The organism is Paraburkholderia diazotrophica, assembly GCF_038900755.1.
Classification (GTDB): Bacteria; Pseudomonadota; Gammaproteobacteria; order Burkholderiales; family Burkholderiaceae; genus Paraburkholderia; species Paraburkholderia diazotrophica_A.
In genome coordinates, this window is sequence record NZ_JBBPEN010000022.1 from 1 (window position 1) to 25,100 (window position 25,100).

Sequence of the window (25,100 nt, forward strand, 5' to 3'; positions counted from 1 at the left end):
AGGATCTGGAGCGCAAGCTGATGCGCTATATCCGCAAGCACAACAAGAATCCCACGCCGATTAAATGGAAGTACGACGATCCATCGCGGCGAATTCGTCCGGTGCCATTTCAATGACGCAGTGGACTGGTGACATGGCAATGACGGTACGGTGGGATGTTTTACGTCCCGGAGAGGTGGAGTATGTCGTAAGACTTATCGGGTCTTCCCTTTCTGAAAAGCCGATTCAACCTCATTCGGCGTTGGCTTAGCGTGCCTGAAGGTTACTCGGTCGAAGGCACCGCTGCAGAATCTGACGGGCGGCTAGCCGGTATGGCGAAGCCGCGCAGGGCCGCCGCGCATGCGGAGAAAGCACCATCGGCGCGCTGCACATATCGTCAGGCGCATAGGCTGACCGGTGCAAGCATGACGGCGTCAATTGCGGCAACGCAGCGTTCCACGGGGCAGGGTCGTATCGATTTGCCACTGCAGCACGAAATGCAAGTCCGAAGTAAGCCTAGGTCCTGGGCAGGTCGAACGCGTGTTCCGGCGAGCCGTATCACTTGTGTCAACCCGTGAGATCGCAGTACCCCAACCTTCGAACAGGATGGACAAGTTTATGGCGATTTCAGGAATGTCGTTGAGAGACATGGTCCAGGACTGGCTGGCACCCGACCCGGAGAGAGGGTTCCGGGTCAGTCATTACGGGCGATCAGGGGCGGGACGTTACGTTTGCGTTGTCGCAGACAACGGAGGCGGGTCGAAGGCGATGTTCTTTTTTCGTCACCGGGACGGCAAATGGTGCATTTATCCTCCCGGTCCAGAGCGGCCTGCCATGCACGGTAAAGTCTCGTGTACGGAAGCGAGTGGTGGAGGCGTCTAGGTTGGGAAAATACAGGCAGGCCTGTGAAACGGGAATCGGCCTGCAGCGGTCCCCATCTGCTAGATACCGACTACGGTTTTCGGTCAAGGTTAGTTCTGCAACGGACTGCGCGCTGGTCTTGACCACCAGGCGCCTGCACAGGAGGACCATCGACCCGCGCCAATACCGCACGCTGCGTGGCGTTGATGTTCCCGTGTCAGACGCGCTATCGAAGAGCGAGGATGAAAGTGGACGCAATGCTGAATATGATCGAGCTGGAGACGTTCGCCGCGGTGGTCGAACATCGCAGCTTCACGCAGGCGGCGGCTGCACTGAACATCTCCTCTGCGGCAGCGACTCGCCGGGTCAAGCGGCTCGAACAGTCGATCGGGGCGCTGCTGCTCATCCGCGAACCGCCCGTGATGCCGACAAAAGCGGGCGAAGACGTTTTTCGTCATTTCATGACGGTCCGGCTTCAGGAGGATGACCTGCTTCGGTGTGTCACACCGGGTAAAGCGGCGACGACAGCGCTGGCACTGGCCGTCAATGCTGATTCCCTTGCCACCTGGTTTGAGCCGGTCATGGAGGCGGCGCGGCGCAGCCTGGTTCAGCCGGCCTCGTCGGGTGAGAGTACCGGCTGACGGTTCGGTGCGACCCGCTGCGGTGCGGTCTGGGCGCCGGTCAGGTCGATGTGGTCAACACGCAGGCGCCCGAGCCGGGCGCGTTCGGGTGGCCAGTCGACTCTATGACCGGACCCGGTCGAGAAACGGCGCGAACTGCCATGCGACCGGTACGCAGGCGGAAGCGAACAGCCCCGCCGGAAGCGGGAACCAGGCGGGCAGATGGCCGATACTAGTCCAGTTCATTACCGACACGAGAAGGGAGACGATGGCCCCGGACAGCAGCATCGCTGACGCGCAGCGCGGCGCGACCTGTCGACCGCTCTCGTGGAAGAGGAACAGCAGGCCGACGGCCGCAACATAGACGACGTTCAGCGAAACGATGGTCGACACAATCGCCTGGCCATCAGTGGCGATTGCGCAACCAATAACGATGATCAGCAGGCGCGACGCGTAGCCGTAGCGACCATCTCTGGCATGCAGGCCCTCAAGTGCCGATGACATTGCGCGCGCGATCGCTGTCCCTGAGCCAAGCGCAGCAAGCAGGATGACGCCGATGCAAACGGGCCCGACTGACCGACCGGTTTGCAGCATGATCCACGGGATTGCGCTCGCGGTGTCCGTCAGGCCGGAGAGCTTGCCGGCATGAAGTGCTGCGACGACTGTTGCGGCCGGGAGAAACCCGGTCGCCATGAGAAAAAGGCTCGCCAGTACGCAACCTAGCCACGCATCGCGTGGTCGGCACGCCGCGATGACGAACTGCTGATAGTCCGATCCCGTGATCACCAGGAAGCCAACTGCTGCGATGGTCACCAGTGTTTCCGCGCGTGGTGCGGCGCGCGTCTCCTGGACGAAGGACGGCCACGCATGGAGGTACACGGGCAGCCCATTCGAAGCTGCAAGCGCATGCACGAGCGCGATGTTCGTTGCCAGCAGGCAGCCCGCAAAGAGCATGGCGGCCATGCCGAGCTCAATGGAAGACATCACCAGCAATGCAGCCGCAATCACCGCCAGTGCATGCGTTGCTGGCAGTCCGACGGCGACCAGCACTGCGATACCGCCATGGATCTGCGCTGCCAGCACGCCGGCCATCCAGACGAGCGACAGCAGCGCCACGAGCTTGCGCACTATCGGGCCATAGCGCTCGCCCAACACATCCCAGATGAGTTCGCGTCCCCGCCAGAGCGTCGGCGCGACAACCGCGAGCGCGAGCATACCCAGTGCGGTGATGATCGCGTACAGGCTGCCCGCCATTCCGGAATGGACTGCCATCTCACCGGAACCGAGCAGGAACGCGACGCCGTAGCTTGCCGAGACGAGCAGGGCGGCGACGTGCATCGCGCCAAGGTTACGCTGCAACATTGTTGGCTCCTCCTTCGACTTCCCATTCACGGACGACCGCGTCGGGTCCGCGAAAGTACGCCGGACACACCCGCGCTGTTCGGGCGAAGGCAGGCAGCTCCAGCAGGCGCTGATGTACGGAAGAAAGTCGGTGGTAGGGAATCGCGGGCATCAGGTGATGCGCCAGGTGGTAGCCGTTGTTATGCGGATGGATGACCCCGCGCCACAGGCACCGGGAAGACACGTCGCGTGTGTATCTGAAGATGCCGCCTGGCTGCCGGCCGAAGTGGTCGCACAGCTCCCGGAACGTGGTGATCACGTGGAAGACGGTGGCTCTTGCCAGCAGCCACATACCGAAGAAAAGTGCCGCCGCACGCACGCTCCATAGAAGCGTCATGGCACCCAGTACGGCGCACCACCATCCTACGATGGCGAAGCGCTGCATCCATGTAAGCGTCGACAGATGCAGGTGTCCGAACGTCGAACTCAGGCATGCCGCTGGCGCGAACAAAACCTTGGAAAACGGCTGCCACCAGCGGTCGCCAGGCTTCGAAGGAACGGCGATATAGTCGGGATCGCGCGCAGGATCGCCCAGCCACGCGTGATGATGGGCGTGTAGCTCCCGATAAACCGCAAGGCTGCTGAACAGCGCCGGCGCGATCAAGAGGCATGCCAGCGCGTCATTGATGCGAGCTGATCGGGCAAGGCTGCGGTGGGCGGCGTCGTGAAGCAGGTTACCCAGTGCACGTTGCCGGTTTGCAATCCATGCAATCGCAGCGGGTGAGGACATCCATCCCAAACGATGCAGGGTCAGCATGGCGAGCGCAATGCCCAGTCAGTCGAACGCGATATCAAAAATGACGGGGACCACGTCAGGCGAAGTCACGGCCCGATGAAGCGTGTCCCATTCGGGAAACGCGGAGCGGATCAGTTCCTGATCGTGGATCACGGCGCGATGATTCATGGATTACCTCGCGTGAATGGCCTCGCATCGAAGACAATCACGTCGCCCGCAGCGAATGCGAAGGAGGAATGGAAGCGCAGGGGCGCCGACCACAGAGTTTGATCTTACGAAACATGTGCAAGCGTCGAACGTGCTTGCACAAATGTTCAGCGGGTTGCATTTTCGACAGCGGCGTGCGCGCTGGATCGCCTTGCTCGCGGAGCATCACGAAGTTGCATCGGGTTCCTGCAATCCGGCGGGCCGTGCTGTAGGGATCCCTGTTATCGACGCTCTGTTCGATTCCTGGTTGAACTGAGAAACGTCGTGCAGTATGACAAAGAAGGCGTTGCGGACAAGCTATCGTCGCGGTTGCCGCGCCAGTTGTCGCGTTGCCCGTCGCGCCCGATCTTGGCCCGGACTGACGCAGTGCCTTCCGTAACGATGGTCGCTGGATATCGCACCCACAACCGCGAGGATGGCAGTTAACGGAACACTGTCGTTGATTCAGCAAATCGAAGCAAGATCGCGTGCCGATGGCGGCCACCCGGGCCGAGCAATCGATCAAGGCATGATTTCCAGGACCAGTGCCTGGCGGGGCGAGGGACGCGCGCCGCTATGATGGTTCGGCGTCATCGCGCGGTTCCATCGAGATATGGATCCGAAAGCCGGAGGGCGGGTGCTGCGTAACGAAAAGTTCAAGACGGATATGCGTTTCGGGAATCGACGGCAGATGCGCGGCGCGCTCGACGCGCCGACGCAAAATATCCTTCTCGATTTCACCCGCCAGTTGATCGAGTTCCTCGCTGATCTCTTCCCGACGTCCCATTGCATTTCTCCACTACCGATTGCGATATCGCAGGCATGATCATCCATGCATTGAAAAACGCTACGTCCGAAGATTAATGGCCGGCCGATGGTCGACAGACACCATTGCGGAATTATCGCGGTTGCTGACTTTAGCGAAACTAACGCGTCAGGCGACTGATGCGCGAGTCCTTCAGGATATCGTCGGCACTATCGCCCAGCAGCTGACACTGCTCGTAGAGCAGGCCAATGAGTCGCGCCTTCCTTTTCGCGTCGAGCGGGACATCAAGGCGGCCCTCGATCCGTGCGACGGCGACCAGCACGCTATCAAGCGCTTTCTGGTCGAGCCGATAGCGCACATCACGATCGAGAATCATGTTGCCGTCGCCCGTCAGCAGCCAGGCGGGATCGATCGAGAACTGCTCGTACAACGCACGCAGTAGTTCGACCGGGACTGCACGTTCGCCACGCTCGTAGTTCGCATACGCACGCAGGGAGAGCCCGAGCTGCCGGGCTATTTTTTCCTGAGACAGTTCGAGGTGCTCACGAACCTGCACGATGCGCTGGTGGTAGTCGCCGTGATCCGCGCTGCTTGACATGTGGGCCTCACATTCCTACGATGATTTTGTACCTTGATTATAGGAACGTTCGAGTAATGGACAAGACTGGACGTACCTGGACCAACGCAGCAGGCCGCGGACCGATAGGCGTCATGTTCGCGAGGTCCGCGTGACGGGCGGGCGGTTCTATACGCTGGAAGAGATTGCACGCGAGCTGCATATCGCGCCCGCGACCGCGCGCAACCGCCTGACGCTGGGGCTGCCGATGCCGCCGTCACTGCGCGTAGGTCGACGGCGTCTGTTTCCCGTAGACGAGTATGAAAAGTGGATTGCCTCGCAATTGACCCGTACTGACGCACGTGACGCTGACGATTTTGCTGCCCCGGATCAGCGCGGGCCGTCTCACGACCCAACCTGATCGGTTTCTTTCTGATTCTGTTATCCGCTCAAACGATGACGCTGTACTGGATATCCCACCGTGCCGGCTGTTATTTCCTTCGTCTCCACCAAAGGCGGCGTCGGTAAGACGACCGTCGCCGCCAATCTGGGCGGCCTGCTCGCAGCCTTCGGCCTGAAGGTCCTTGCCATCGATGCAGATGTCCAGCCGAGTCTAAGCAAGTTCTTTCCCGTCCATTACCGTTCACCGCGGGGTCTGAGTGCCGTCGTGACCTCAGGCGGCAATCCGGCCGCCGACTGCATCAGCCGCACGATCTTCTCGAATCTCGATCTCGTCTATTCCGACACACCGGACGCGGGGCTGCAGGCCTGGCTCAACCGCCGTGAGGATCGGCTGATGATCCTGCGTCGCGCGATGCAAAGTCCGCTGATTGAAGCCTATGACGTCGTGCTGATCGATACACAGGGCGCGGTGGGCGAGCTGCAGAAGTCCGCGGCGATGGCCGCCAACATCATGGTGTCGCCTGTCAAGCCCGATGCGTTGAGTGCCGGGGAGTTCGCTACGGGCACGATCGCGATGCTCGATGAACTGAACCGGCTGGCCGACTTTGGCGAGTCGTTTCGCTCGGGTGATCTGCTCGCGCTGATCAATGCGCACGAGCGCACCACCAACGCCCGCGCACTCTCGGCTGTGCTGCGGCAACGGTTCGCGGACCACGCGAAAGTGAGAATACTGGACACGGTTATCCCGTCGGCGGCCGCCTATTGTGCGGCTGCGACGGCACGCATTCCCGTTCACGACTTCGATCGTCGCAGGCGGTTCGACAATTCCGCTTGGAACGTGATGCACCGTCTCGCATGGGAACTGTTCCCGTCGCTGGCGAATGTCTATGCCGGGGCATCGCGACGCACGCTGGTTGACGTCGGGACCGACGATGAGGGGACGGGCGACGGCGGACAGGGGGCGGTCGCATGAGCGCGTCAGGAAAGTCGCTCATCAGGGCGCGCGAAAACCTTGCTGCGCAACGCCTGGATGTGGCGCCGCCGGGTGCACAGGCGCCCGATCCGCAGTTGACGTCGGTGATCCGGCTCAGGATCACCGACGTAATGGTCTACGAGCGCAATCCCCGGCGCGCGTCGCACGAGCGCATCGCGGAACTCAAGGAGTCGATCCGCGCAAACGGCATCGAGCAGCTCGTGACGGTAACCCGACGTCCTGGTGAGACGCGCTACGTGGTCGCGAAGGGCGGGAATTCGCGCGTGACCGCGGCCATGGTCCTGTACGACGAAACCGGTGATGAACGCTTTCTTCATTACGACTTTGTCTACGTGCCGTATCCCGGCGAGGCGAGGCTGCTGGCGGCGCATCTGCGCGAAAACGATCAACGTGCGGACCTGTGCTTCTGGGACAAGGCGAACGGCTATCTGGCGCTCAAGGCCGATCTCGAAACCGAACGGGGATCCACGCTGTCGCTGCGCGAATTCTCGCGACTGCTCGAGCACGATGGTGCTGCGGTGAGCCATGTACTGCTTTCGCTTTTTCAGTTTGCGATCGAGCGCCTGTCCGCGCTTGGACCCACCACCGCATTTCTCAGCCGCCGTGCGCTCGTTGATGTCATCCAGCCCGGCATCGGTATGCTCCTGCGTCTGGCGAGGCGTCTGGGCCTGGATGATCAATGGGTGCAGGCGCGGGTGATCGATCCGCACCTGACCGGCATGGCTGCTGGCTGCGAGCCGGGCGATGCCGGCATGCCGCCACAGCGTGCCGCTTTCGACGCGGCACGTCTAGTCGATGGATTGCGACAACGCATGGTGGACGAGCTGGGTGTGTCGCGCGATGCGCTGGACCGGATGTGCCATCTGCTCGAGCGCACGCCGGATGCCACAAGCGGCGATCTGCGCGAAGTGGGCGGGATGCAGGTTGGCGAATACGTCGAGTCTGGGTTCCCTTCGGGCCGGGCAGACGCTGCCTATCGGCTGGCGCTCGGCTGACAGCCGTGCACTACTGGCAATAGGAGGATAGCGATGAGCCCGATGACTATGGCCGAGACGCACAGCCAGGACGCTTCATTTCAGGAGCAGTGGGGCGCCGCATTGAAAACGCGCGTTCAAAAAGCACGGCGGCGCGAGACGCACAAGTTGTTGTTGCTGGTCGCGCCCGTGATTCTGTTCCTCATGCTGACCTTCCTCGTGCCGATCGCCAAGATGTTTCAGGTCAGTATCTATGATCCGACATTGCGCGATCTTCTGCCAAATACAGCTCGTACGCTCGATGGCGGTTCGAAGGTGAAAACGTGCAAGCAGAATTTCTCCGAAAGCTGGCGGCCCATATGCCCGCGCGCCCGCCTTCGCAAAACAGCGTGTATTTCGCAAGCAGTTCCATGCCGGACTGGAAGTTTTCGGTAGGTTCGCCGTCCTTGCCGATGCCGGGATTGCCCGTCGCAACGCCCTTCAAGGAGGCGACGTCGCTGTACAGCACTTCCGCAGCCGCGAAACCGGCAAAATCTCGGCACGGAGCGCCTCCGCCTGGTGGCCAAGCCAACGCGTAACATTCCCGAGACTGACCACGAGGTTGCCGTGGTTCTTGAAGTTGTCCGGAAGCAGCCAGACCGGCACTGACCTCGCGTTGGCCTCAGACAGAAACGCGATGATCACGTGCGTTGCGACGGGTGCCCAGAACGAGCCGCTCAGGTACAGCAGCGAGAAGCGCAGGAATGCGATGCCGAGCACGACGGCAGGAATCGTCATCGGCGAGAGGAAGAAGCTCATCAGTGCGGCGCGGCCCGCGAGCGGTACCGCGATCGCGAGCGCGACGCCGATCATCGCTGCCGCGAACGCGAGCCGAACCGACAGCCAGAACGCCGGGACGATGTCGCCGTTGTCGAGGATCGCACGAACCAGCGCAGCGACGCGCCGTCGAACGGCATCGAGATGAAGCCCTTGTCGGTGAACGCTACCAGCAGCACGACAACGAGCGGCGCGAGGATGAAAGTGAGGAACAGCGCGTTGAACAGCAGGCCCCAGAATCCGTTCTGTTTCATGGCGTCATCCTCATCGCGTCACTCGAAAATGTGCTTGAAGCGGCGTTCGGCGAGACGTTCGCGATCAGCGGCAGCACTGCGATGCTCGCGCCGAGCGGCCAGTTCAGCGTGCCGAGAAACTCGTCGTAGGCGGCCGTCGCGACGACCTTCAGACGGCGGCCGCCGATCAGCGCGGGCGTCGCGAAAGCGGACGCGGACAGCGCGAACACGATGATCGAGCCGGACAGCATGCCGGGCATGATCTGCGGCAACACCACGCGGTCGCAACACGCGCAGAGGCGAGCCGCCGAGCGACAGTCCCGCCCATTCGACCTGGGGATCGAGCTTTTGCAGCGTCGCCCACACGGACATCACCATGTCCGCTGGCCGCAATTGAAGACCTCGACACTCGTGCCGGCCGAGACGTGGACCCGCGCTCGCTCACGAGCCTCGCACCTGGCGATTGGGTCGAAACTGCCTAAAGCGTGCTCATCAGCGGCGCAACCGGCGCGGGGAAATCGTGGCTCGCTTGCGCCTTAGCCCAATATGCTTGCCGGCGCGGGCACTCGAGCGTACATACCACGACCGAAATCAGGAGCGGGCCGAGCACGATCGACAGGCACAGCGGCTGCCACGGCAGCTTCATGCGCGCGAGCATGATCGTGTCGGGGACACCGAGCAGCACGCTCAGCAGCGTCAAGGTCAGCGCGAGGCCCGCCGTGCGCGGGAAGATCTCGCCGTAGTACGGATCGCTCAGTACTCCGGCGTAGTTTTTGAGCGTGTAGGTTCGCGGCCTTCCTCGGGCGGTGGCGCGCCGTAGTTCGGCTGCGCGATATGCAGCTTGCCCGAACTCGGTGTCGACTTCGAGCAGCCATTGATTCCGATGAACACGCGGGTCGCGATGCGTCCGTGCATACGAGCGTCGCCGTTCGTCGGACGCATTTTCTCCGGACGGATGTACACGTGCGCCGCGCCCTTCGTGCGGCACATGTAGCGTCGTGCCCGCGACGTCGACTTCCGAGTGGCGCGGATTGCGCCTGAGCACTTCCCCGGGCAGCGTGTTCGTGCGGCCGAGAAATGTCGATGCAAACGGCGTGGCGGGGCGCTCGTAAGCATCGTACGGCGTGCGCGATGCGGTCGCTCATCGTTATCGCTTCGACCTGATCGTGCCTGACAAGGATCGTTGTGATGCCGAGACGCTTCTGGATCGCGCGCAGTTCGATGTGCATTTCCTCGCGCAGCTTCGCGTCGAGATTCGACATCGGTTCGTCGAGCAGCAGCAACTCGGGCCGCATCGCGAGCGCCCGCGCGAATCGCGACGCGCGGGCGCTGGCCGCCCGACAGTTCTTTCGGATAACGCGTGTCGAGACCTTTTCTGAAGCGCTGCGTCTGATTCAACTGCCGGGATATTGCCGGGTGTGCGCCCTTAATGCACGTCAAATGGAAAGAGAACTCGCAATTCTCAGTGATACACCTCGGTGACCCTCAAGCAGTATTCGCAGCTTACCCAGTTCGTCGAGGTGACCGATAACAGAATCGGCGAGCATGTCGATGACAGGTCCTGGCGCGGTGCAGGGTAGCGTAATAGTCTCATCGACGGTGCTTGCGCCAAAGTTCAGAGCTGTAATCTGAGTCTCTTTCCCTCCAGGAAGTTCGTGAACCATTACTAGGAGGCCTGGCGCGACAACGTCAGGAATCTCGATTTGCCTACTCGAGGCAATGCCGTACGAGTCACGCACAGCGAGGAGACGCTTGAGTTGCGAGGCGAAAGAGGCAGGGTCGGCGAGCTGCTCCGGCAACGTACCGTACAAGGCCACTGCGCGCGGTATGCCTTCATCAGATGTGTATGCGTGCGGGTTTTCTCCCGTCAGATCATAAGCACCGCGTTGTACCCAGCGCGTGTCTCCGTCAGTCGTTCGCTCCTCGACGGCCTCAATGGGTAAGGGCAGTGCGCCGACAAGGTCCCACCCCGATATTGCAAAAACGCCGGGCTGCAAAGCATTGAACATCGCAAGAAGAAGATGAATTTGTCGGATATTGTCTCTGTCCCCGGGCGTTATGGCGTCCAGGTCCCGAATATTGAGTGCCGCAGTGATGACGCTGGCTGTCGTGCAAGACACGCCGTTTGTCACGAAAGGAAGGTTGTAGGGTGCATGCTCGCCGCTCAAGCGCTCGTACATCTTCTCCCGGATATGCTCTCGAAGGGTGTTGCCGTTCCATATCTGCCCTTGGAAAATAAAAGTTGCGTTAGCGTGTAGCGTCCAGAAATGTACGAGCTCCAGCGTCAGTTCATCATGGTTCTGAAGTGCGTGAATGAGAGACGCCGGGTCGATGCCGTACTGATGGACTTTGCGTAGCATCAGTCGCAAGAACTCAGTGTCGCCCGTCAGAAGTGCGTGCTGGTACGCAGGACGTGTGACGAAGTCGTAAGACAGGTCAGCGCCATTTTTGGACATTGCCGCCATGTCGTCGAGGGTGAGATTGAGTTCCTGAAAGCTGAACCCACCGGCCTTACGAATCGCCCCGGCGAGAAGCTGGTTGCCCGCGACCGCGAGTGGATGGCTCTGCGACCATGCATTGCCGTGTGGTCTTCGCTCGATGCCCAGGAAGCCGTTGGCATCTAGGCGAAGTCCGCGAGCGCCGAGGACGTCCAGGGAGTGCAGAGCATCACCGATACTGATTTGTTGGGCGGCGAATGTTGGGTCGAGCCAGTTTAGTGACGGTTGACCTTCCTTAAAGTAGTGAAGGTATACCCACCGGCGCATTACGCCGTCTACGCCAAATACAGGCGCGGTTGCACTCCAGTCTGTTTCCTTGACGCCTGGCGCAAAAAACATTACCCGCTGAAGTTGGCCAACGATGTAGCACTTGCTTTTCAGGGTGTCGACCACGTCAGTCGGCAGATTGATGGAATCTTTTCCTCCCGGTACGTCTGGCAAAAGGTTCCAGTCGCCAGGCATGATCTCGATCATATGGTAAAGGCCCGGATAGTCCCCGTAATTCATCTCAGCGAGCCGGAAGTCGGGGCCTTTGCCAGTATGCAAAGGAATGACATCGTCAATGACAACAGCGTTGTGCGCTGCCGCCATGCGACTCATTGCTATGAAATCTTCTTCTGTACCGAATCTGGAATCGATCTCCAGGCCGATGCGATCAAAGTTGCCGTCTACCGAATGGGTAAAGCGCTCGCCATTAAGACCACCGGCGACTTTGGTTGGACCCGGGTGAATTGCATTAATACCCATCGAGGACAACGAACGCCACAGTGTCTCGCTTCCCAATGCCTGGAGTACCGACTGTCCCGGCGCGGCTATAACCGCGCTCGGGTACGCGGTGAACCAGACAGACGAATTTGCGCACACCCCACGCGGGCGGGCCTCGGCATAGGGGTGACGCCAAAGCTTGGCTTGCCCCGCATAACTGCGTGCCCGTGCGCGAACCTGGTGGAGCATTGAAAGACTCACGAGCCACTGGATATGCTCTGAAGCCGGAACATTCATGGCAGACCTCCTCGAGATATTCTTGAGGCGATATCAGCGTTTGGGCGCGCTCAACCAGCGCCGTGGATACCCCGAGGCCAATGAGCCTTCATGCCTCGTTACAGTTTGCGCGCACGTCACCGCACGTGCCGGGTCTCGCCTGATCGTCATAGCCGACGATAGCCTTCACTTCGAGAAACGCCTCCAGACCCCACTCGCCATATTCACGGCCGTTGCCCGATCGCTTATAACCGCCGAACGGCGAGCCCGCGTCCCACGCCGGATAGTTCAGATAGACGCTGCCCGCGCGCAGCCGGAACGCCACACGCCGGGCGCGCGCCGGATCCGTGGATTGAACGTATGCAGCAAGTCCAAACGGTGTATCGTTGGCAACCGCGATCGCGTCTTCCTCGTCGCGATACGGCATGATGGCGAGCACTGGACCGAAAATCTCTTCTTGTGCAATCGTCATCGAAGGGTCGACGTTTGCGAATACCGTGGGCCGCGCGTAGTAGCCGCGCGTCAGGCCATCGGGACGTCCCGGCCCGCCGGCTGCGAGCAGTGCGCCTTCCTCGATGCCTTTTTTGATCAGCCGTTGCACGCGCGTATATTGCACGTCGCTCACCACAGGGCCCATCGTGGTGCGGTCGTCGTTCGCGGGACCCACACAGTGAGAGGCCGCCGCATGCTGTGCAATGCGCACGGCCTCGTCGTGCAGCGCTGCGGGCACCAGCATGCGTGTCGGCGCGTTACACGACTGGCCGCTGTTGCCAAAGCACTCATAGACGCCCGAGGTGACGGCGGCTTCCAGGTCCACATCGTCGAGAAGAATGTTTGCGGACTTACCGCCGAGTTCCTGATGCACGCGCTTGACGGTCGGCGCCGCGAGCTTCGCGATTTCCACTCCCGCCCGCGTCGACCCGGTGAACGACACCATGTCGACGTCCGGATGACTGCAGAGCGCCGCGCCCACTGTCGGGCCGTCGCCGTTCACGAGATTGAACACGCCCGGCGGCACGCCCGCGGCATCGAGAATCTCGGCGAACAGCACGGCGTTCAGCGGCGAGATCTCGCTCGGCTTGAGCACCATCGTGCAGCCGGCGGCAATCGCGGGGGCGACCTTGCAGACAATCTGATTGATCGGCCAGTTCCATGGCGTGATGAGCGCGGCCACGCCGACTGGCTCGTAATTGACAAGTGTCGTGCCCTTCTTGCGCTGCCACGCGAAGCGCTCGCAGGTACGCAGGAGTTCTTCGAGGTGACGTCTGCCGAGCGCGGCCTGCCATGTATGCGAAAGCATTTTCGGCGCGCCGATCTCGCGCGAAATGAGATCGGCCATCTCGTCGTAACGCGCCGTATAAGCATCGAGTATGCGGCGAATCAGTGCGACGCGCTCGGTCAGCGGCGTCAGCGAAAACGACGCGAACGCGCGCTTTGCGGCTGTCACCGCGCGCTCCACGTCGTCGGCATTGCCGAGTGCAATCTGCGCGAACGCCTCTTCCGTGCAGGGATCGACAACGGCGAGGCGGGCGTCGCCCGACGGCGCGACCCAGATGCCGTCGATGTAAAACTTCTGTGCATTCAACATCTGCTTCTCAGTCCGAGAGAGTTTCAAGAAGAACTGCCGGGATTGTTAATCCAGAGCCAAACCCGTTAGCTTCGACCGCAGCCTCTCCAGGGTGAGCTGGGTAGCTGGGCGTAGTGATGCATGGCTCCCCGACTTTCGTCGTCTGCGCATATGGTTTGAAAGACGCGTCGACATTTACAAGGGATTGCTGACGATAGGATGCCACCTGGTTTGCCGGTGGAGATCTTCAATGTTCCGAAGAGGTCTTTTGAAATGTCCTCCATGGCATGCAAACTATTCGGAAGGAGCGTGTAAAAATCAAAACAAACAGCACTCCCGAGTCGCCTAATGTGCAGTATAGCGAAAAGGCCTTTTGTGCCTTTGATCGCAATCAACGCGTGACTATGTTCTACTGAATACATCGTCGGCGCTTCGACTCCCGGAGTTACGTTGTGTCGGTCGGTCTTACGCGCCTAGCCGTATCGAATGACCTGGAATCACTAAGAAAAACCGAGAGACATCTGGCGTGCGCGTCATATCCATGGCAGCATCGCCAGACGAAAAAAGCGGCAACGGTTGGATGCGGTGCGGCGGCCGTAGATTCCGGCGACGACATTGCCCGCTGAAACGGGCATACGACTTACGCGCCGAGCAGGATTACGCGGGCTCGGCGGCATGGCAACTGGCGGAAGAGGCGTGCCCCCGGAGCATTTCTGTCTCAAGCAGCATGTTCGCCGGAACCGCGTGGAACCATAAATGACCTTGCCTCATCAGCGCGTGCGGCAGGCTCTAGCGGTGTTTGTCGATCTCAACGCGGTAGTCGATGTGAACGGTTACCGTGTTGAATCGTGCAAGTTTATAGGGTTGAGCTAGCAGCGACTGCAGTGCCGGTGTGTCCATTCGGCGAATGTGCTGGCACGGCATCCCGGGAGCTTCTGGAAAGGACGCTCGTCCAGGTTCTTGAGCAGCGGTCGGATCACTTCATTGACCGAGTGGACCGACGCAAACCGATGATGGCGCAGGCGCGCCATGATCTAGCGTTCGACCACTTGGACCAACTTCTACTTTCGGCTCGTCCATCGGGCGATATACGCGTGCAGTGAGGAATGACTTGCCGTAGTGACGTGCAAAGTCCAGTACGGTGTCGCCCGCGCGAGATTCATAGCGGTCGGTGTTGATTTGCACGGAATCCTGCTTGGCCGTCGTACGGATTGCTCGGCATCGAACGCGCGCCGATCACGAGCCCTTCCTTGTGGGTTGTCGTAATTGACACCTTGACGCCAAATTCGTACAGCGTACGAGCCTTGCCTTTGGCCAGACATTCGACTTCCGGTGCATGCAATGCGTAAAGCTTGTTCCTGTCCTTCTGCTTCTGCGACAGGATCCGCCTGGTGCGGCCGATCAACTCCTGCAGCGCATTGCGCCCGGTGTCAGCAACCGATTCGAGCTGACGCTCCACGTCACGCATCACCCGGGCAATGTACGCAGGGCCTTCTTCATGCGCTTGTACTGCTTCGCATGGGCGTAGTGGCCAATCTGACGCGCCAGATGCGGTGCCTCGCGGTTATAGATCTTCCGCAGCTTCAGTCCGTGCCGTGCTGCAGCCTTCACCAGATATTCTCGACACCGTTCGAGCAGGCGCGAATCGGTTGGATGGGCGATCGGCTTTTGCATGACTGTCGTGTCGACGATCACGCGTTTCGCGCTTGAGGCCTTGCTCACGTTTCCGCGCTTCGCCGCTTCGATCGTCTCGGCCAGCAGTTCTTCAACGCAGGCTTCTTCCAGGCGCTTGCGCCAGCGCGTCAGACTCGACGGATCGACCGGCGGCTCGGTCTGCAAATACGTCTCGCCGGTAAAGACCTGGCCAATACGGGTTCTCCACCCATTGCCAGATCACTTCCTCGTCCGACAGATCGAACGCATGCTGGAGATACAACAGCCCAGCAATCAACCTCGGTGACGTTGCCGGACAACCCTTGCGTGAGACGAAGCTCGCGCTCATTGAGGTATCCAGCCGATCCCTGTTGATCAGATCGGCCAGACGTACCAGCGGGTGCTTCAGGTTGATCTGCTAGGAACAGATCGCCTTCGCTCACCGGAATTTGCAGGAAACTACCCATAATCTGGCAGGTCCCATGCAAATGCATCAACCACTTTCCACTTCAAGCCCTTGCTGTACAAGGTGCTTCGAATTATTCAGACCCGACTCCTTAGACGTTAGGTGTCGCGAATTGGGTGTTAATCACGGCTTCGACCAGCGTAACTCCGTTGGGGGTAAGTGTTACCACATCCCTATCGATTATGACCAACGCCTTGTCAACCAGCGTTCTGAGCGTGGGGCGGATAATCGGATTGTCGAAGAAGCTTCTGCCATCAAAACGCCGCCTGAACACGTTGTCATTCACCGGAACCAGTGTGGAGAGAGCCATTTTGAAAGCGTTCACTTCGCGCTGAAGTGGGGAGACCCCTCGGCTTTCCTCAATGGGCAGACGGTTTTCATCCAGAGCTTCCTTGTATCTTTTGTAGCCGGTGACGTTGATGGCCTCGGCCCGGGTACATTTCGAGCTGGCGCCGAGGCCGATCGCCACTTCCGGGTACTGCTTATCGAGGTCGGTCACTAGCCCTTTCCATTTCTCCGGATGCTGATGGTTCTGGTGAAAGTACGTAGTCGGATGTTCTAGATATCCGGACGAGAGGTACTGCTCGATTAGATCGCGCATCTGATACTGCTTACCCAGCCCCGGGAAGTTCATCTTACGACTGTTAATAAGCCCGTTTTTCTGCCACAGACTTTCTCGTTCTCCGGAAACACCGGTACGCTTTTTCAGAAACTTTTCCATATGTAGCTTGGTGCAGACCACGTGAGAAAGTTCCAGTTCGAGGGTTTTCTCGATGTCATATTTTACATCATCCACGCTCTGGCCAAACATGCCGTAGATAAGGTCGACGCTGACCCAATCCAAGCCGATTTCACGCGCGTTAAAAATTGCATCCAAGCACTGTTCGGCAGAGTGCATACGTCCACAGGCTGAGATAATGCGGTCGTCGAAGGCTTGGGCACCGAAGCTGATTTTGGTAAAGCCCAACTCTTTTAACAGTCGAAGGTATTGTTTGGTCAGATGTTGAATTCGCCGACTTCGGCATGTGCGAGACATGGAACGTTCTGAAGCCACATAGTGGCCTCTTTGATGTTGTAATCCACCAGATCCCGGAACACTGCCTGTGATGAAGTGGCCTGTGGATTCAGAATAAGCGTCGGGTACTGGCAGAAATGGCGGCGGTAACGGCAGGTGGGGATATATGACCAAAGATGAATCTGCTTTGCCTGTTTTATATCACGCTCCATGTCATCAAGGAAGACGGCGAGTGGATAATCACAGATATCGCCAGGGAAGACGTGACAACCGAACGGATCTTTAAAGACATACTCCAGAAATGTGATGTTCTCCGGGCGGGAGAGAAAACTATATACTCGCGGCACCGGATAATTTGTATCGATATCGTTTAGTGAGTTCAGAGTTTCGCTGTTCATCAGAAGACCCCACCGTTAGCGAAGTAGTTGTGCGCTTCGCCGGACTCACGATCTTCACAGAAATAGTAGACAAAACGCTCGAAATCTTCCGGTTTGACCACATCGAAACACTCTGGCAACGGCGGCGGAAAACCGATATCGTCACCAACGGCGCGACGCATGGCACTGAAAATTTCATCACAGAACTCGAAATAGAGCCGATAGGCCGGGGTTTTGTAAGCATGGATCGGTTTGAAGTCGATAATTCTTGAATCGTGCTTAATTTCATGGATGCGGTGATACAGACGGTCAGCCACTGGCTCGGTAAAAAATTCGCGCACGGCGATGTCCTCCAGCAAAATCTGCGGATTGAGTAGTGCCGGCAATACAATGTTTTTGGGAACGTAGTCTTTAATGGAGTAAAACCAGGCCTGCTGCGACTGCGCGGGAGTGGTGTCGTAGAGCGTTGACTTTTGCTTTTGCTCGTTCGGGCGTACGTCTTTCATGATGATGATGCCATCCTGCCCATAGGCGATGCCGCCGATCACTTCCTCCAGAATGGTATCCACGCGACGGCTGTTAATTTCCACTCGGGAATCCCGGGCGTAAACCGGCTTGCCGCCCTCGGCGATTACCCGGATCCCGAAGTCCCAGTCATCGGAGAGGTGTTGTACAAAGCGGCCATTGTTCAGCTGGTAGAAAATTTCGATACCTCCCACTTTGTCGTACAGACTGCGCTCAACGGCAAACCCTTTGCCGTCCGGATAGCCGCCGAACAGCGAAAACGACACGTCACGGCAGCGCAAGGTTTTTTGGATTTCCCGAAAAAGGTTGGGGCGATTGCGGAAGGATTCTTCGTTGTAGTAGTAATTACACGTGCCAAGATCCCCATTTGCCTCAACCATTTTGTTAATCAGCGCGTGCAGCCAGTAAGGATCTACGGTGCAGTCCGCATCGGCCGACACAATATAGTGTTTTTTCTGAACTCCTAGCCGGTTGTCGCGGGCTTTTGCGCGCACAGAAGCGTAATCCATACCGCGTTTTCTGGCGGACGAGACACCCTGAATGGGCTCATGGAGGACATGAATCTCCATGGATGGATTTTGGGCTTTGAAAGTGTTAATTTTTTCAACGGAATCGTCCGTAGAATTATTATCGACAAGAATCGTTATAAACTGGCAACGCAACTGATACAAATACAGTATCACGCATCCTTCCTTCAGAACAGTCCACGTCGAGAATGTCAATTACATTATTGGAGAGTAACTGCTTACCAATGGAAAAATTCCGCCCAGCAACGTCATACATCAACCGCCTATTATTGAGGAACCGGTACACCTCCATAATAAATGCTTCATCAGGCAAACCGTCCTGCTCCTCTGATATCGGCATAACCGGCGCCTCAAATCCATACTGACCGTAGACTTCCCAATAATATTCGTAGCTGGTAGTGATGTAGCAGCGCTGGTTACTAATCGCTTCTCCAACAGGATTTCCATAGCTGTCGTAATCCCACGAAGTAAGGAAAGAGACCAGATCGCAGGAGTAATATAAATCCTCAATAGTAGTGGCTTCTCCCAGTGAAGACATGTATTTGTGCCGAAGCGGACCAACGAATTTGATAAATGACTTAACGTTTAATTTTTTGGCCAATGCATTCAGTTCCCGATGGTAAGAACGGTTTTCATCGGGATCGCCTGCCACAACCAGATAAACTTTCCGGTCGATATTGTTCTGACTAAAAAGTTGGTTTAGTCGATGGACCAGACAAACGTCCCGGTCCAAACGCTTTTGCGGAATAATGCGAGTGGTGCGGGCGATCAAAATGTCGCTATCGCGGATAAGGAAATTCTCCCTGATACTAGTATGTTTACCGTGTTCGGTGAAATTATAGGTATTTTTTTTAACCTTGACGTTTACTTTGTGATGACACCACGCTTCCAGTTCATTTTTCAGGTGGTTATTGAGTGTGACGTATGTTATATACTTGGATTTAACAGGCTTAACGGCATGAGGATAAGGTGCTGCACCGTATTTCATCGCATTTTTTTCACTGTTCCACATTAGATCGTGATCGCGCCAGATGACGTAATTCCCTAAGCAATTACGTTTACCGTAATCTTCAATCGCTGCGTATAGCGCCTTGGTATAGATAATATTTTCCGGAAGCGTTCCATTCTCAACAATCACATAACTGATGCTTAGCTTTTCCCATAGCTGAACGATTCGATGTGCCAGTCGCAGAGAAGATTCGCTAATTGCAAGCAGGAGTTCTTCCTGCTCTCTGGAAGAAGCCGGTGGAACTCGACCCATCAGAACATTGTGCGAGTGCGTTAGGAAATCAACGCTGTAGTGGGGAATAGAATCGATATCGTCAATACGAACCAGATCGAATATACCCCTATAAATCTCTTTTTCGTGATCGTAAGGCTTGCCGAATTTTCCTTTATCTACCTTTATATCGTAACCTAGGTCGAGATAAGACTTGATCTGATCCCGCGCAAGGATTTTGGCCATTTTTGACGCCTCAACTGTGATGCCTGATACGGCGACAGCGTCAAATGATATAAATATGGCCGCGGCATGCATATCTTTATGACACATTCAGAATCACCATAAAACAAATTGTGAATATGAATCATAATCGCGACCAAAAAACATTTATTTGCGACACGATGTCGCCGTGGTTCGAACGGGATTTCGGACAGTGCCTCATGGCGCGCTGGGCTTCGAACTATGCCCGGTCGAGACAATGAACGGCGTCGTGTCGCAGATGCAATTTCCGCGACGTGACGTTCGCGTACGGGATGACCGAAACCCCCAAACCTCCCCGGTAACGTTCCAGAGCTGCACCGACGACCCGCTCGTCAAGTGGGTGACAATGAATGGCCGCGTGCAGTCAAATCCTTCGAAATGCAGATAGATTGTTGGAAAGTAAGGTCGTGGATGACAGCATTCCATGAATCCACCGTACTGCGGGAGCAGACACCCCCGGCCGCCGGCACGGCAATTGTCCGCGAGGACGATCGCCGGAGCTTGCGAGGCCGTCACTCAGGAAGCTGTGCTACGCGACCGCGAACAACGCTTGCCGCACAGCAAAATTGAATTGTTTTTCTCGTTCCGGTCCGTGGGCCATCGCCGTGCCGAAGGTGTCCGGCGATGCAGGAGTATCGTTCGTGACGTTGAGCGAGGTAAGGAAGATTGTTGCAGTAGCGGACCCATTCTCGGGCAAATGCTACAGAATCACTTCGAGCATTAGATAACGCACGAATCAGGGTAATTTCTGTGCGTCCCTAACCTTGTGAATACCTATATCTAGTCGATGCAGGGCCCGTCCGAATTCCCGATCTCGAGGCTAGGCTGCCAAAGAACGTGCAGCTTCTCGGGTGGCTTGCCGTTGAGCACTGCAAGCATTAACTCAACGATCGTCACACCGACATCATGCGGAACGGCCCATTGGAGGATTGTGAAGTTGTAGCCCATGAGCGTGTCTGGAGGGAGGCCACCATTGACGATGATCGACATTTCGCTTCCGAGCATAACCCTGGCGTCAACAAGCGCACGCACGGCACCGGCGCCGCATGGGGGGTTGTCCACGATCACGGCAGTCGGTCTCGGATTGCATGAAAGAATACTCGTCATTGCTTCGTAGCTGCTGGCGCGGCTGAGCGTACCTTCGATCACGTAGCGCGCGTTTACGGGCAGACCGGCGGCGGCCATCGCGTCAATGTAGCCTTTACGCGCCTGTGTTGTAAAATGCAACTCCAATGGTCCGTTGAGCAACGCGATCCGGCGGTGGCCAAGGTTCACAAGCCGCTCGACTGCCTGGCGTACTCCGGCCTCGGTGTCGAAATCAAACCAGGAGTACGGACCTGGAAGGATGCTGCGGCCGTAGGCAACGAACGGGATGCCCTCTTTCACAAGATACTGCAGCCGGCGATCATTCAGTTTGGTACGCGTGACGATCATGCCGTCGACGCGGCGTCCTTCAGCCATCCGCTCGTAGGTACGGAGTTCGTCGACGTTAGAGGCCGAGGCAATGATTAGATCCTTGTTGGTGCACTCGATGGCCTTAGTCATGCCGGACACGACTTCGAGGAAGTATGGATCTCCTAGATCATGCGCCGTGGGCGGACAGATGATGCCGATAGCATCGGCGCGCCCGGTTGCCAGGTGCCGCGCCATCGAATTGGGGCGGTAGCCGACGCTCGCCGCAACCGCAATGACTCGCTCACGGGTGCGCTCACTCACTTCCGGGTGGCCGTTGAGCGCACGGCTGACTGTGGTTCGCGACATTCCAAGCTTGTGCGCAAGATCTTTGAGTTTCATCGCGTGTCCCGGTCTTGCCGCTGTCCTGCCAACCTGTCGGGGCCACCGACCCCGTAGCGCGAGGCGTCAACCTGCAACCCTGCCATCATCAACGACATGGACGGGCATCGGATCAGAGATCTCCCCGATCTGGCAGGAATAGAGCGATCCGCTGCATTGCCGACTGGAAAGTCTTCCTCGACCAGCTTCCATTCGCCAAGCGGATGATCGGCAATCAGATCGTGCGTGCCCTTCATCGACTCGGACATGCGCTTGCGGCAATACGTCGGCTCGATATGGTCCTTCGCGGTGCAGAACAGGCAGTACCAGCGGCCCTGATGCTCGAAGACCTGCGGTACTTCCAGTTGCCCGAACACTTTCGAGCGGAACAGCGGCGGGCGCGGCGATCTATGCTCGAGATCGCGCGACATCGCATGCCCGAGCACGCCGCGTCCGATCGCTGGGCTCACGGGCTCTCGTGTGATGAACATCATGTGCCAACAGTCGCCGTTCGGGGCTGCGAAGACTCGGGAGGCGCGGAAGGCCTAGTCCTCCAATACATCTGCTTCAAGAGCGGCTGTACCTGTAAGGATCGGTGTTCAGCATCCGATTGTGCACGAATCGTTCCCACCTGTGCAGATTGTCGGATCAAACTGCACCCGTTTGGTTCGACTTCAGATGATGGTCTGCGCCCAACAACATATACATGGCGGGCACGACGAAGAGCGTAAACAGCGTGCCGATCGACAGCCCCGTGAAGATCACGAGCCCCATCGCGTAGCGGCCCGCCGCGCCCGCGCCCGATGCGATCACGAGCGGCAGCACGCCCAGCACCATTGCGGCCGTCGTCATCAGGATCGGCCGCAAGCGCACGCCGGCCGCTTCTTCGAGCGCCTCGCGCTTGCCGCGTCCCGTGCGTTGCAGTTCGTTCGCGAACTGCACGATCAGAATGCCGTGCTTGCTGACGAGGCCCATCAGCGTGACGAGGCCGACCTGCGTGTAGATGTTGAGCGTCGAGAGTCCCATGTTGATGAAGATGAGCGCGCCGAACAGCGCCATCGGCACCGACACGAGAATCACGACAGGATCGCGGAAGCTCTCGAACTGCGCGGCGAGCGCGAGAAACACGATGATCGTCGCGAACAGCAGCGTGATCACGAAGCCGCCGGACTCCTGCACGAACTGCCGCGACAGGCCCGAATAGTCGGCCGTATAGCCCGTCGACGCGACGTCGGTGGTGGCCTTGCGCAGGAAGTCGAGCACTTCGCCCTGCGAGATGCCCGGTGCGAGCACGCCGGAAATCGTCGCTGAATTGAGCTGCTGGAAGTGATTGATCGACTCGGGCACGATGGTCTGCTTCAGATGCGTGACCGTCGATGCGGGAATCACGCTGCCATCGGGCGTGCGCAAATAGTAGTCGAGCACTTGCGACGGGTTCAGCCGGTCCGTTTGCAGCACTTGCGGAATCACCTTGTATGAGCGGCCCGCGATCGAAAAGTAATTGACGTAGTTGCCGCCGAGCGCCGCGCCCAGCGTCTGCCCGACATCGCTTTGCGACAGGCCGAGCGAAGCGACCTTGTTGCGGTCGACGAGCAGCATGCTTTCCGGCTTGTCGATTTTCAGGTCGCTGTCGACGAAGAAGAACATGCCGCTCTCGCGCGCCTTTTGCAGCACCGCTTGCGACACTTCATTGAGGTTCTCGAACGGCTCCGTCGTGCTGATGACGAACTGCACGGGCAACCCTTGCGCGCCCGGCAGCGGCGGAAACTGGAACGCGGCGACGCGCGCGCCCGCAATGCTGTCCCACTTCTGCTGAAGCTCCTTCTGCAATTGTGTCGCGCCCTTCTTGCGCGTGTCCCACGTCTTGAAGAGCACGCCACCAAAGCCCTGGTTCAGTGTCGGCGCGCCCGTCAGCTGGAACATCTGCGAGTACTCGGGCAACTGCTTCGAGATATCGAACACCTGGTCCGCGTAGGTCTGCATCTGCTGGATCGTCGCGTTCGGCGGCCCCTGGATCTGCGACAGCACGATGCCCTGGTCCTCCTGCGGCGCAAGCTCCGATTTCGACGTCGTGAAGAGGTACACGGTGCCGCACAACAACAGAGCGCCCATCACGATGAACACGGGCCACGTGTCGAGCATCGCATGCAGAAGACGCCCATAGCCGCGATGCACGCGCTCGAACTGCCGGTCGACGAAGCGCGCGAAGCGGCCCGACTCCTGATCCGTGCGGAAGAAGCGCGAGCACATCATCGGCGATAGAGACAGCGCAATCACGCCCGATACTGTCACGGCGCCCGCCAGCGAGAATGCGAACTCGGTGAAGAGCGCGCCCGTCAGTCCGCCCTGGAAACCGATCGGCAGGTACACGGCAACCAGCACGACCGTCATCGCGAGAATCGGTCCGCCGAGTTCGCGCGCGGCGATCAGCGCGGCTTCGAAGGGCTGCTTGCCTTCCTCCTTCATATGCCGGTCGACGTTCTCGACCACGATGATCGCATCGTCGACGACGAGCCCGATCGCGAGCACCAGCGCCAGCAGTGTCAGCAGATTGATCGAATAGCCGAGCAGTTGCATCACGAAGAACGTGCCGATCAGCGAGAGCGGCATCGCGATCACGGGCACGATCACCGCGCGGAAACTGCCGAGGAACAGGAAGATCACGACCGTCACGATCAGCAGCGCTTCGACGAGCGTCTTCACCACTTCTTCGATGGCCGTGTTGATGAAGTCGGTTGCGTCGTAGACGATGTCGCCCGTCATGCCTGTCGGGAACTGCTTCTGCAGGTCTGGGAAGATCGTTCTCACGCGCTTCGCGACGTCGAGCACGTTCGCATCGGGCGCCACCTTGATGCCGATGAACACCGAACGCTTGCCGCTGAACGCGACGTTGAAATCGTAGTTGTCCGCGCCGAGCACGACGTTTGCGACATCTTCGAGGCGCACGATCGCGCCATTCTTCTGCTTGACGACGAGCTTCTTGAAGTCGTCGACGGAATGCAGGTCCGTGCCCGCATTCAGATCGACGCTGATCATCTGGCCTTTGGTCGTGCCGAGCGTCGCCAGATAGTTGTTGTTGCCCAGCGCCGTGGAGACGTCGGCGGCCGTGACGTTGTGCGCGGCGAGCCGGCTCGAATCGAGCCACGCGCGCAGCGCGAACTGACGGCCGCCGAGAATTTCCGCCGTCTGCACGCCCTGGATCGAATCGAGCTTCGGCTTCACGACGCGCAGCAGATAGTCGGTGACGTTGTTGCTCGGCAGCACGTCGCTGTAAAAGCCCACGTACATCGCGTCTGTGGTCTGGCCCACCTGCACGGTCAGCACCGGCTGCTGCGCTTGCGGTGGCAACTGGTTGCGCACCGACGCGATCTGCGTGTTGATCTCCGTCAGCGCGCGATTCGAGTCGTAGTTCAGGCGCAGCGTCGCGGTGATCGTCGAGACGCCCGCGCTGCTCTTCGACGACATATAGTCGATGCCCTGGGCCTGCGCGATTGCGGATTCGAGCGGCTGCGTGATGAAGCCGGCCATCGTGTCTGCGCTCGCGCCGTAGTACGACGTCTTGATCGTCACCACGCCGTTTTCGGTCTGCGGATATTCGCCGACCTTCAGCGCGGACAGCGACCGCAAGCCGAGCACGAGGATCAGCAGACTCACCACCGATGCGAGCACCGGGCGTTCAATGAAGATGTCGGTGAATTTCATCGGGCGGCC

At 58.7% G+C, this 25,100-nt stretch carries 16 protein-coding genes and 9 pseudogenes; 4 read left to right on the plus strand and 21 right to left on the minus strand.

Features of this window, described 5'->3' with window-relative positions; genetic code table 11:
• Positions 1 to 1,097: 1,097 nt before the first annotated feature.
• Positions 1,098 to 1,421, plus strand: a pseudogene (locus tag AABE10_RS33935) (LysR family transcriptional regulator); the annotation flags it as partial.
• A gap of 162 nt (positions 1,422 to 1,583) precedes the next feature.
• On the opposite strand, the gene AABE10_RS33940 reads toward AABE10_RS33935, so the two are convergent.
• From AABE10_RS33940 to AABE10_RS33960, 5 genes are all read right to left on the minus strand, one after another.
• Positions 1,584 to 2,822, minus strand: coding sequence for a sodium:solute symporter (locus AABE10_RS33940; protein ID WP_342937471.1), 1,239 nt, complete (start codon positions 2,820 to 2,822; stop codon positions 1,584 to 1,586).
• Positions 2,809 to 3,618, minus strand: coding sequence for a fatty acid desaturase (locus tag AABE10_RS33945; protein WP_342937472.1), 810 nt, complete (start codon positions 3,616 to 3,618; stop codon positions 2,809 to 2,811). The genes AABE10_RS33940 and AABE10_RS33945 overlap by 14 nt, the downstream gene beginning before the upstream one ends.
• Positions 3,619 to 3,636: 18 nt before the next feature.
• On the minus strand, positions 3,637 to 3,765 hold the full coding sequence (locus AABE10_RS33950) for a hypothetical protein (RefSeq protein ID WP_342937473.1): 129 nt from the start codon (positions 3,763 to 3,765) through the stop codon (positions 3,637 to 3,639).
• 592 nt (positions 3,766 to 4,357) lie between these two features.
• Complete coding sequence (locus tag AABE10_RS33955) at positions 4,358 to 4,570, minus strand: hypothetical protein (protein WP_342937474.1); 213 nt, start codon at positions 4,568 to 4,570, stop codon at positions 4,358 to 4,360.
• 139 nt (positions 4,571 to 4,709) lie between these two features.
• Positions 4,710 to 5,147: a helix-turn-helix transcriptional regulator gene (locus tag AABE10_RS33960; RefSeq protein ID WP_342937475.1), complete on the minus strand. Its 438-nt coding sequence runs from the start codon at positions 5,145 to 5,147 to the stop codon at positions 4,710 to 4,712.
• 439 nt (positions 5,148 to 5,586) lie between these two features.
• Between AABE10_RS33960 and AABE10_RS33965 the strand changes: the two genes are divergently transcribed.
• Positions 5,587 to 6,480 carry a ParA family protein gene (locus tag AABE10_RS33965; protein ID WP_342937476.1) on the plus strand — a complete coding sequence of 298 codons (894 nt, stop codon included), beginning with the start codon at positions 5,587 to 5,589 and terminating at the stop codon, positions 6,478 to 6,480.
• A complete protein-coding gene (locus tag AABE10_RS33970; protein WP_342937477.1) occupies positions 6,477 to 7,496 on the plus strand; it encodes a ParB N-terminal domain-containing protein in 1,020 nt (339 codons plus the stop codon). Before AABE10_RS33965 ends, AABE10_RS33970 begins: the two co-directional genes overlap by 4 nt.
• Positions 7,497 to 7,801: 305 nt before the next feature.
• Here the strand turns inward: AABE10_RS33970 and AABE10_RS33975 are convergent.
• From AABE10_RS33975 to AABE10_RS33985, 3 pseudogenes are all read right to left on the minus strand, one after another.
• A pseudogene (locus tag AABE10_RS33975) lies at positions 7,802 to 8,147 on the minus strand (electron transfer flavoprotein-ubiquinone oxidoreductase); the annotation flags it as partial.
• Positions 8,148 to 8,150: 3 nt separating this feature from the next.
• Positions 8,151 to 8,545: pseudogene (locus AABE10_RS33980) on the minus strand (ABC transporter permease); the annotation flags it as partial.
• 18 nt (positions 8,546 to 8,563) lie between these two features.
• Positions 8,564 to 8,905, minus strand: a pseudogene (locus AABE10_RS33985) (ABC transporter permease); the annotation flags it as partial.
• On the opposite strand from AABE10_RS33985, the pseudogene AABE10_RS33990 reads away from it, so the two are divergent.
• Positions 8,905 to 9,102: pseudogene (locus AABE10_RS33990) on the plus strand (ATP-binding protein); the annotation flags it as partial. The pseudogenes AABE10_RS33985 and AABE10_RS33990 overlap by 1 nt on opposite strands.
• Here AABE10_RS33990 and AABE10_RS33995 read toward each other — a convergent pair.
• The 13 genes and pseudogenes from AABE10_RS33995 to AABE10_RS34065 form a co-directional block, all read right to left on the minus strand.
• Positions 9,092 to 9,323, minus strand: a pseudogene (locus tag AABE10_RS33995) (ABC transporter permease); the annotation flags it as partial. The pseudogenes AABE10_RS33990 and AABE10_RS33995 sit on opposite strands and share 11 nt — an antisense overlap.
• A pseudogene (locus AABE10_RS34000) lies at positions 9,278 to 9,898 on the minus strand (ABC transporter ATP-binding protein); the annotation flags it as partial. The pseudogenes AABE10_RS33995 and AABE10_RS34000, both read right to left, overlap by 46 nt.
• Positions 9,899 to 9,960: 62 nt before the next feature.
• Positions 9,961 to 12,024 carry a maltose alpha-D-glucosyltransferase gene (gene treS / locus AABE10_RS34005; protein ID WP_342937478.1) on the minus strand — a complete coding sequence of 688 codons (2,064 nt, stop codon included), beginning with the start codon at positions 12,022 to 12,024 and terminating at the stop codon, positions 9,961 to 9,963.
• Between the two features lie 88 nt (positions 12,025 to 12,112).
• Entirely contained in the window at positions 12,113 to 13,591 is a 1,479-nt protein-coding gene (locus AABE10_RS34010; RefSeq protein WP_342937479.1) for an aldehyde dehydrogenase family protein, read from the minus strand.
• A 771-nt stretch (positions 13,592 to 14,362) separates the two neighbouring features.
• Positions 14,363 to 14,746 (minus strand): annotated as a pseudogene (locus AABE10_RS34020) (IS21 family transposase); the annotation flags it as partial.
• 22 nt (positions 14,747 to 14,768) lie between these two features.
• Positions 14,769 to 15,638: pseudogene (locus AABE10_RS34025) on the minus strand (IS5 family transposase); the annotation flags it as partial.
• Positions 15,639 to 15,780: 142 nt separating this feature from the next.
• The gene (locus AABE10_RS34030; protein WP_342937480.1) at positions 15,781 to 16,656 is read right to left on the minus strand and encodes a radical SAM protein; all 876 of its coding nucleotides are present in this window, start codon (positions 16,654 to 16,656) and stop codon (positions 15,781 to 15,783) included.
• Positions 16,657 to 16,685: 29 nt separating this feature from the next.
• A complete protein-coding gene (locus AABE10_RS34035; RefSeq protein ID WP_342937481.1) occupies positions 16,686 to 17,102 on the minus strand; it encodes a hypothetical protein in 417 nt (138 codons plus the stop codon).
• The gene (locus AABE10_RS34040) at positions 17,102 to 18,289 is read right to left on the minus strand and encodes a glycosyltransferase (RefSeq protein WP_342937482.1); all 1,188 of its coding nucleotides are present in this window, start codon (positions 18,287 to 18,289) and stop codon (positions 17,102 to 17,104) included. Before AABE10_RS34040 ends, AABE10_RS34035 begins: the two co-directional genes overlap by 1 nt.
• Positions 18,234 to 19,598, minus strand: coding sequence for a hypothetical protein (locus AABE10_RS34045; protein ID WP_342937483.1), 1,365 nt, complete (start codon positions 19,596 to 19,598; stop codon positions 18,234 to 18,236). Before AABE10_RS34045 ends, AABE10_RS34040 begins: the two co-directional genes overlap by 56 nt.
• A 798-nt stretch (positions 19,599 to 20,396) precedes the next feature.
• Positions 20,397 to 21,410, minus strand: a complete 1,014-nt coding sequence (locus AABE10_RS34055) for a substrate-binding domain-containing protein (RefSeq protein WP_342937484.1) — start codon at positions 21,408 to 21,410, stop codon at positions 20,397 to 20,399.
• Positions 21,407 to 21,859, minus strand: a complete 453-nt coding sequence (locus AABE10_RS34060; RefSeq protein ID WP_342937485.1) for a hypothetical protein — start codon at positions 21,857 to 21,859, stop codon at positions 21,407 to 21,409. Before AABE10_RS34060 ends, AABE10_RS34055 begins: the two co-directional genes overlap by 4 nt.
• A 178-nt stretch (positions 21,860 to 22,037) precedes the next feature.
• Positions 22,038 to 25,091 carry an efflux RND transporter permease subunit gene (locus AABE10_RS34065; RefSeq protein WP_342937486.1) on the minus strand — a complete coding sequence of 1,018 codons (3,054 nt, stop codon included), beginning with the start codon at positions 25,089 to 25,091 and terminating at the stop codon, positions 22,038 to 22,040.
• Positions 25,092 to 25,100 lie beyond the last annotated feature (9 nt).

Bases quoted from the DNA above. Each gene is read 5' to 3' on its own strand.
- AABE10_RS33940 (WP_342937471.1), bottom strand. From the start codon at position 2,822: ATGTTGCAGCGTAACCTTGGCGCGATGCACGTCGCCGCCCTGCTCGTC.
- AABE10_RS33945 (WP_342937472.1), bottom strand. From the start codon at position 3,618: ATGCTGACCCTGCATCGTTTGGGATGGATGTCCTCACCCGCTGCGATT.
- AABE10_RS33950 (WP_342937473.1), bottom strand. From the start codon at position 3,765: ATGAATCATCGCGCCGTGATCCACGATCAGGAACTGATCCGCTCCGCG.
- AABE10_RS33955 (WP_342937474.1), bottom strand. From the start codon at position 4,570: ATGGGACGTCGGGAAGAGATCAGCGAGGAACTCGATCAACTGGCGGGT.
- AABE10_RS33960 (WP_342937475.1), bottom strand. From the start codon at position 5,147: ATGTCAAGCAGCGCGGATCACGGCGACTACCACCAGCGCATCGTGCAG.
- AABE10_RS33970 (WP_342937477.1), top strand. From the start codon at position 6,477: ATGAGCGCGTCAGGAAAGTCGCTCATCAGGGCGCGCGAAAACCTTGCT.
- treS (WP_342937478.1), bottom strand. From the start codon at position 12,024: ATGAATGTTCCGGCTTCAGAGCATATCCAGTGGCTCGTGAGTCTTTCA.
- AABE10_RS34010 (WP_342937479.1), bottom strand. From the start codon at position 13,591: ATGTTGAATGCACAGAAGTTTTACATCGACGGCATCTGGGTCGCGCCG.
- AABE10_RS34035 (WP_342937481.1), bottom strand. From the start codon at position 17,102: ATGAACAGCGAAACTCTGAACTCACTAAACGATATCGATACAAATTAT.
- AABE10_RS34045 (WP_342937483.1), bottom strand. From the start codon at position 19,598: ATGGCCAAAATCCTTGCGCGGGATCAGATCAAGTCTTATCTCGACCTA.
- AABE10_RS34055 (WP_342937484.1), bottom strand. From the start codon at position 21,410: ATGAAACTCAAAGATCTTGCGCACAAGCTTGGAATGTCGCGAACCACA.
- AABE10_RS34065 (WP_342937486.1), bottom strand. From the start codon at position 25,091: ATGAAATTCACCGACATCTTCATTGAACGCCCGGTGCTCGCATCGGTG.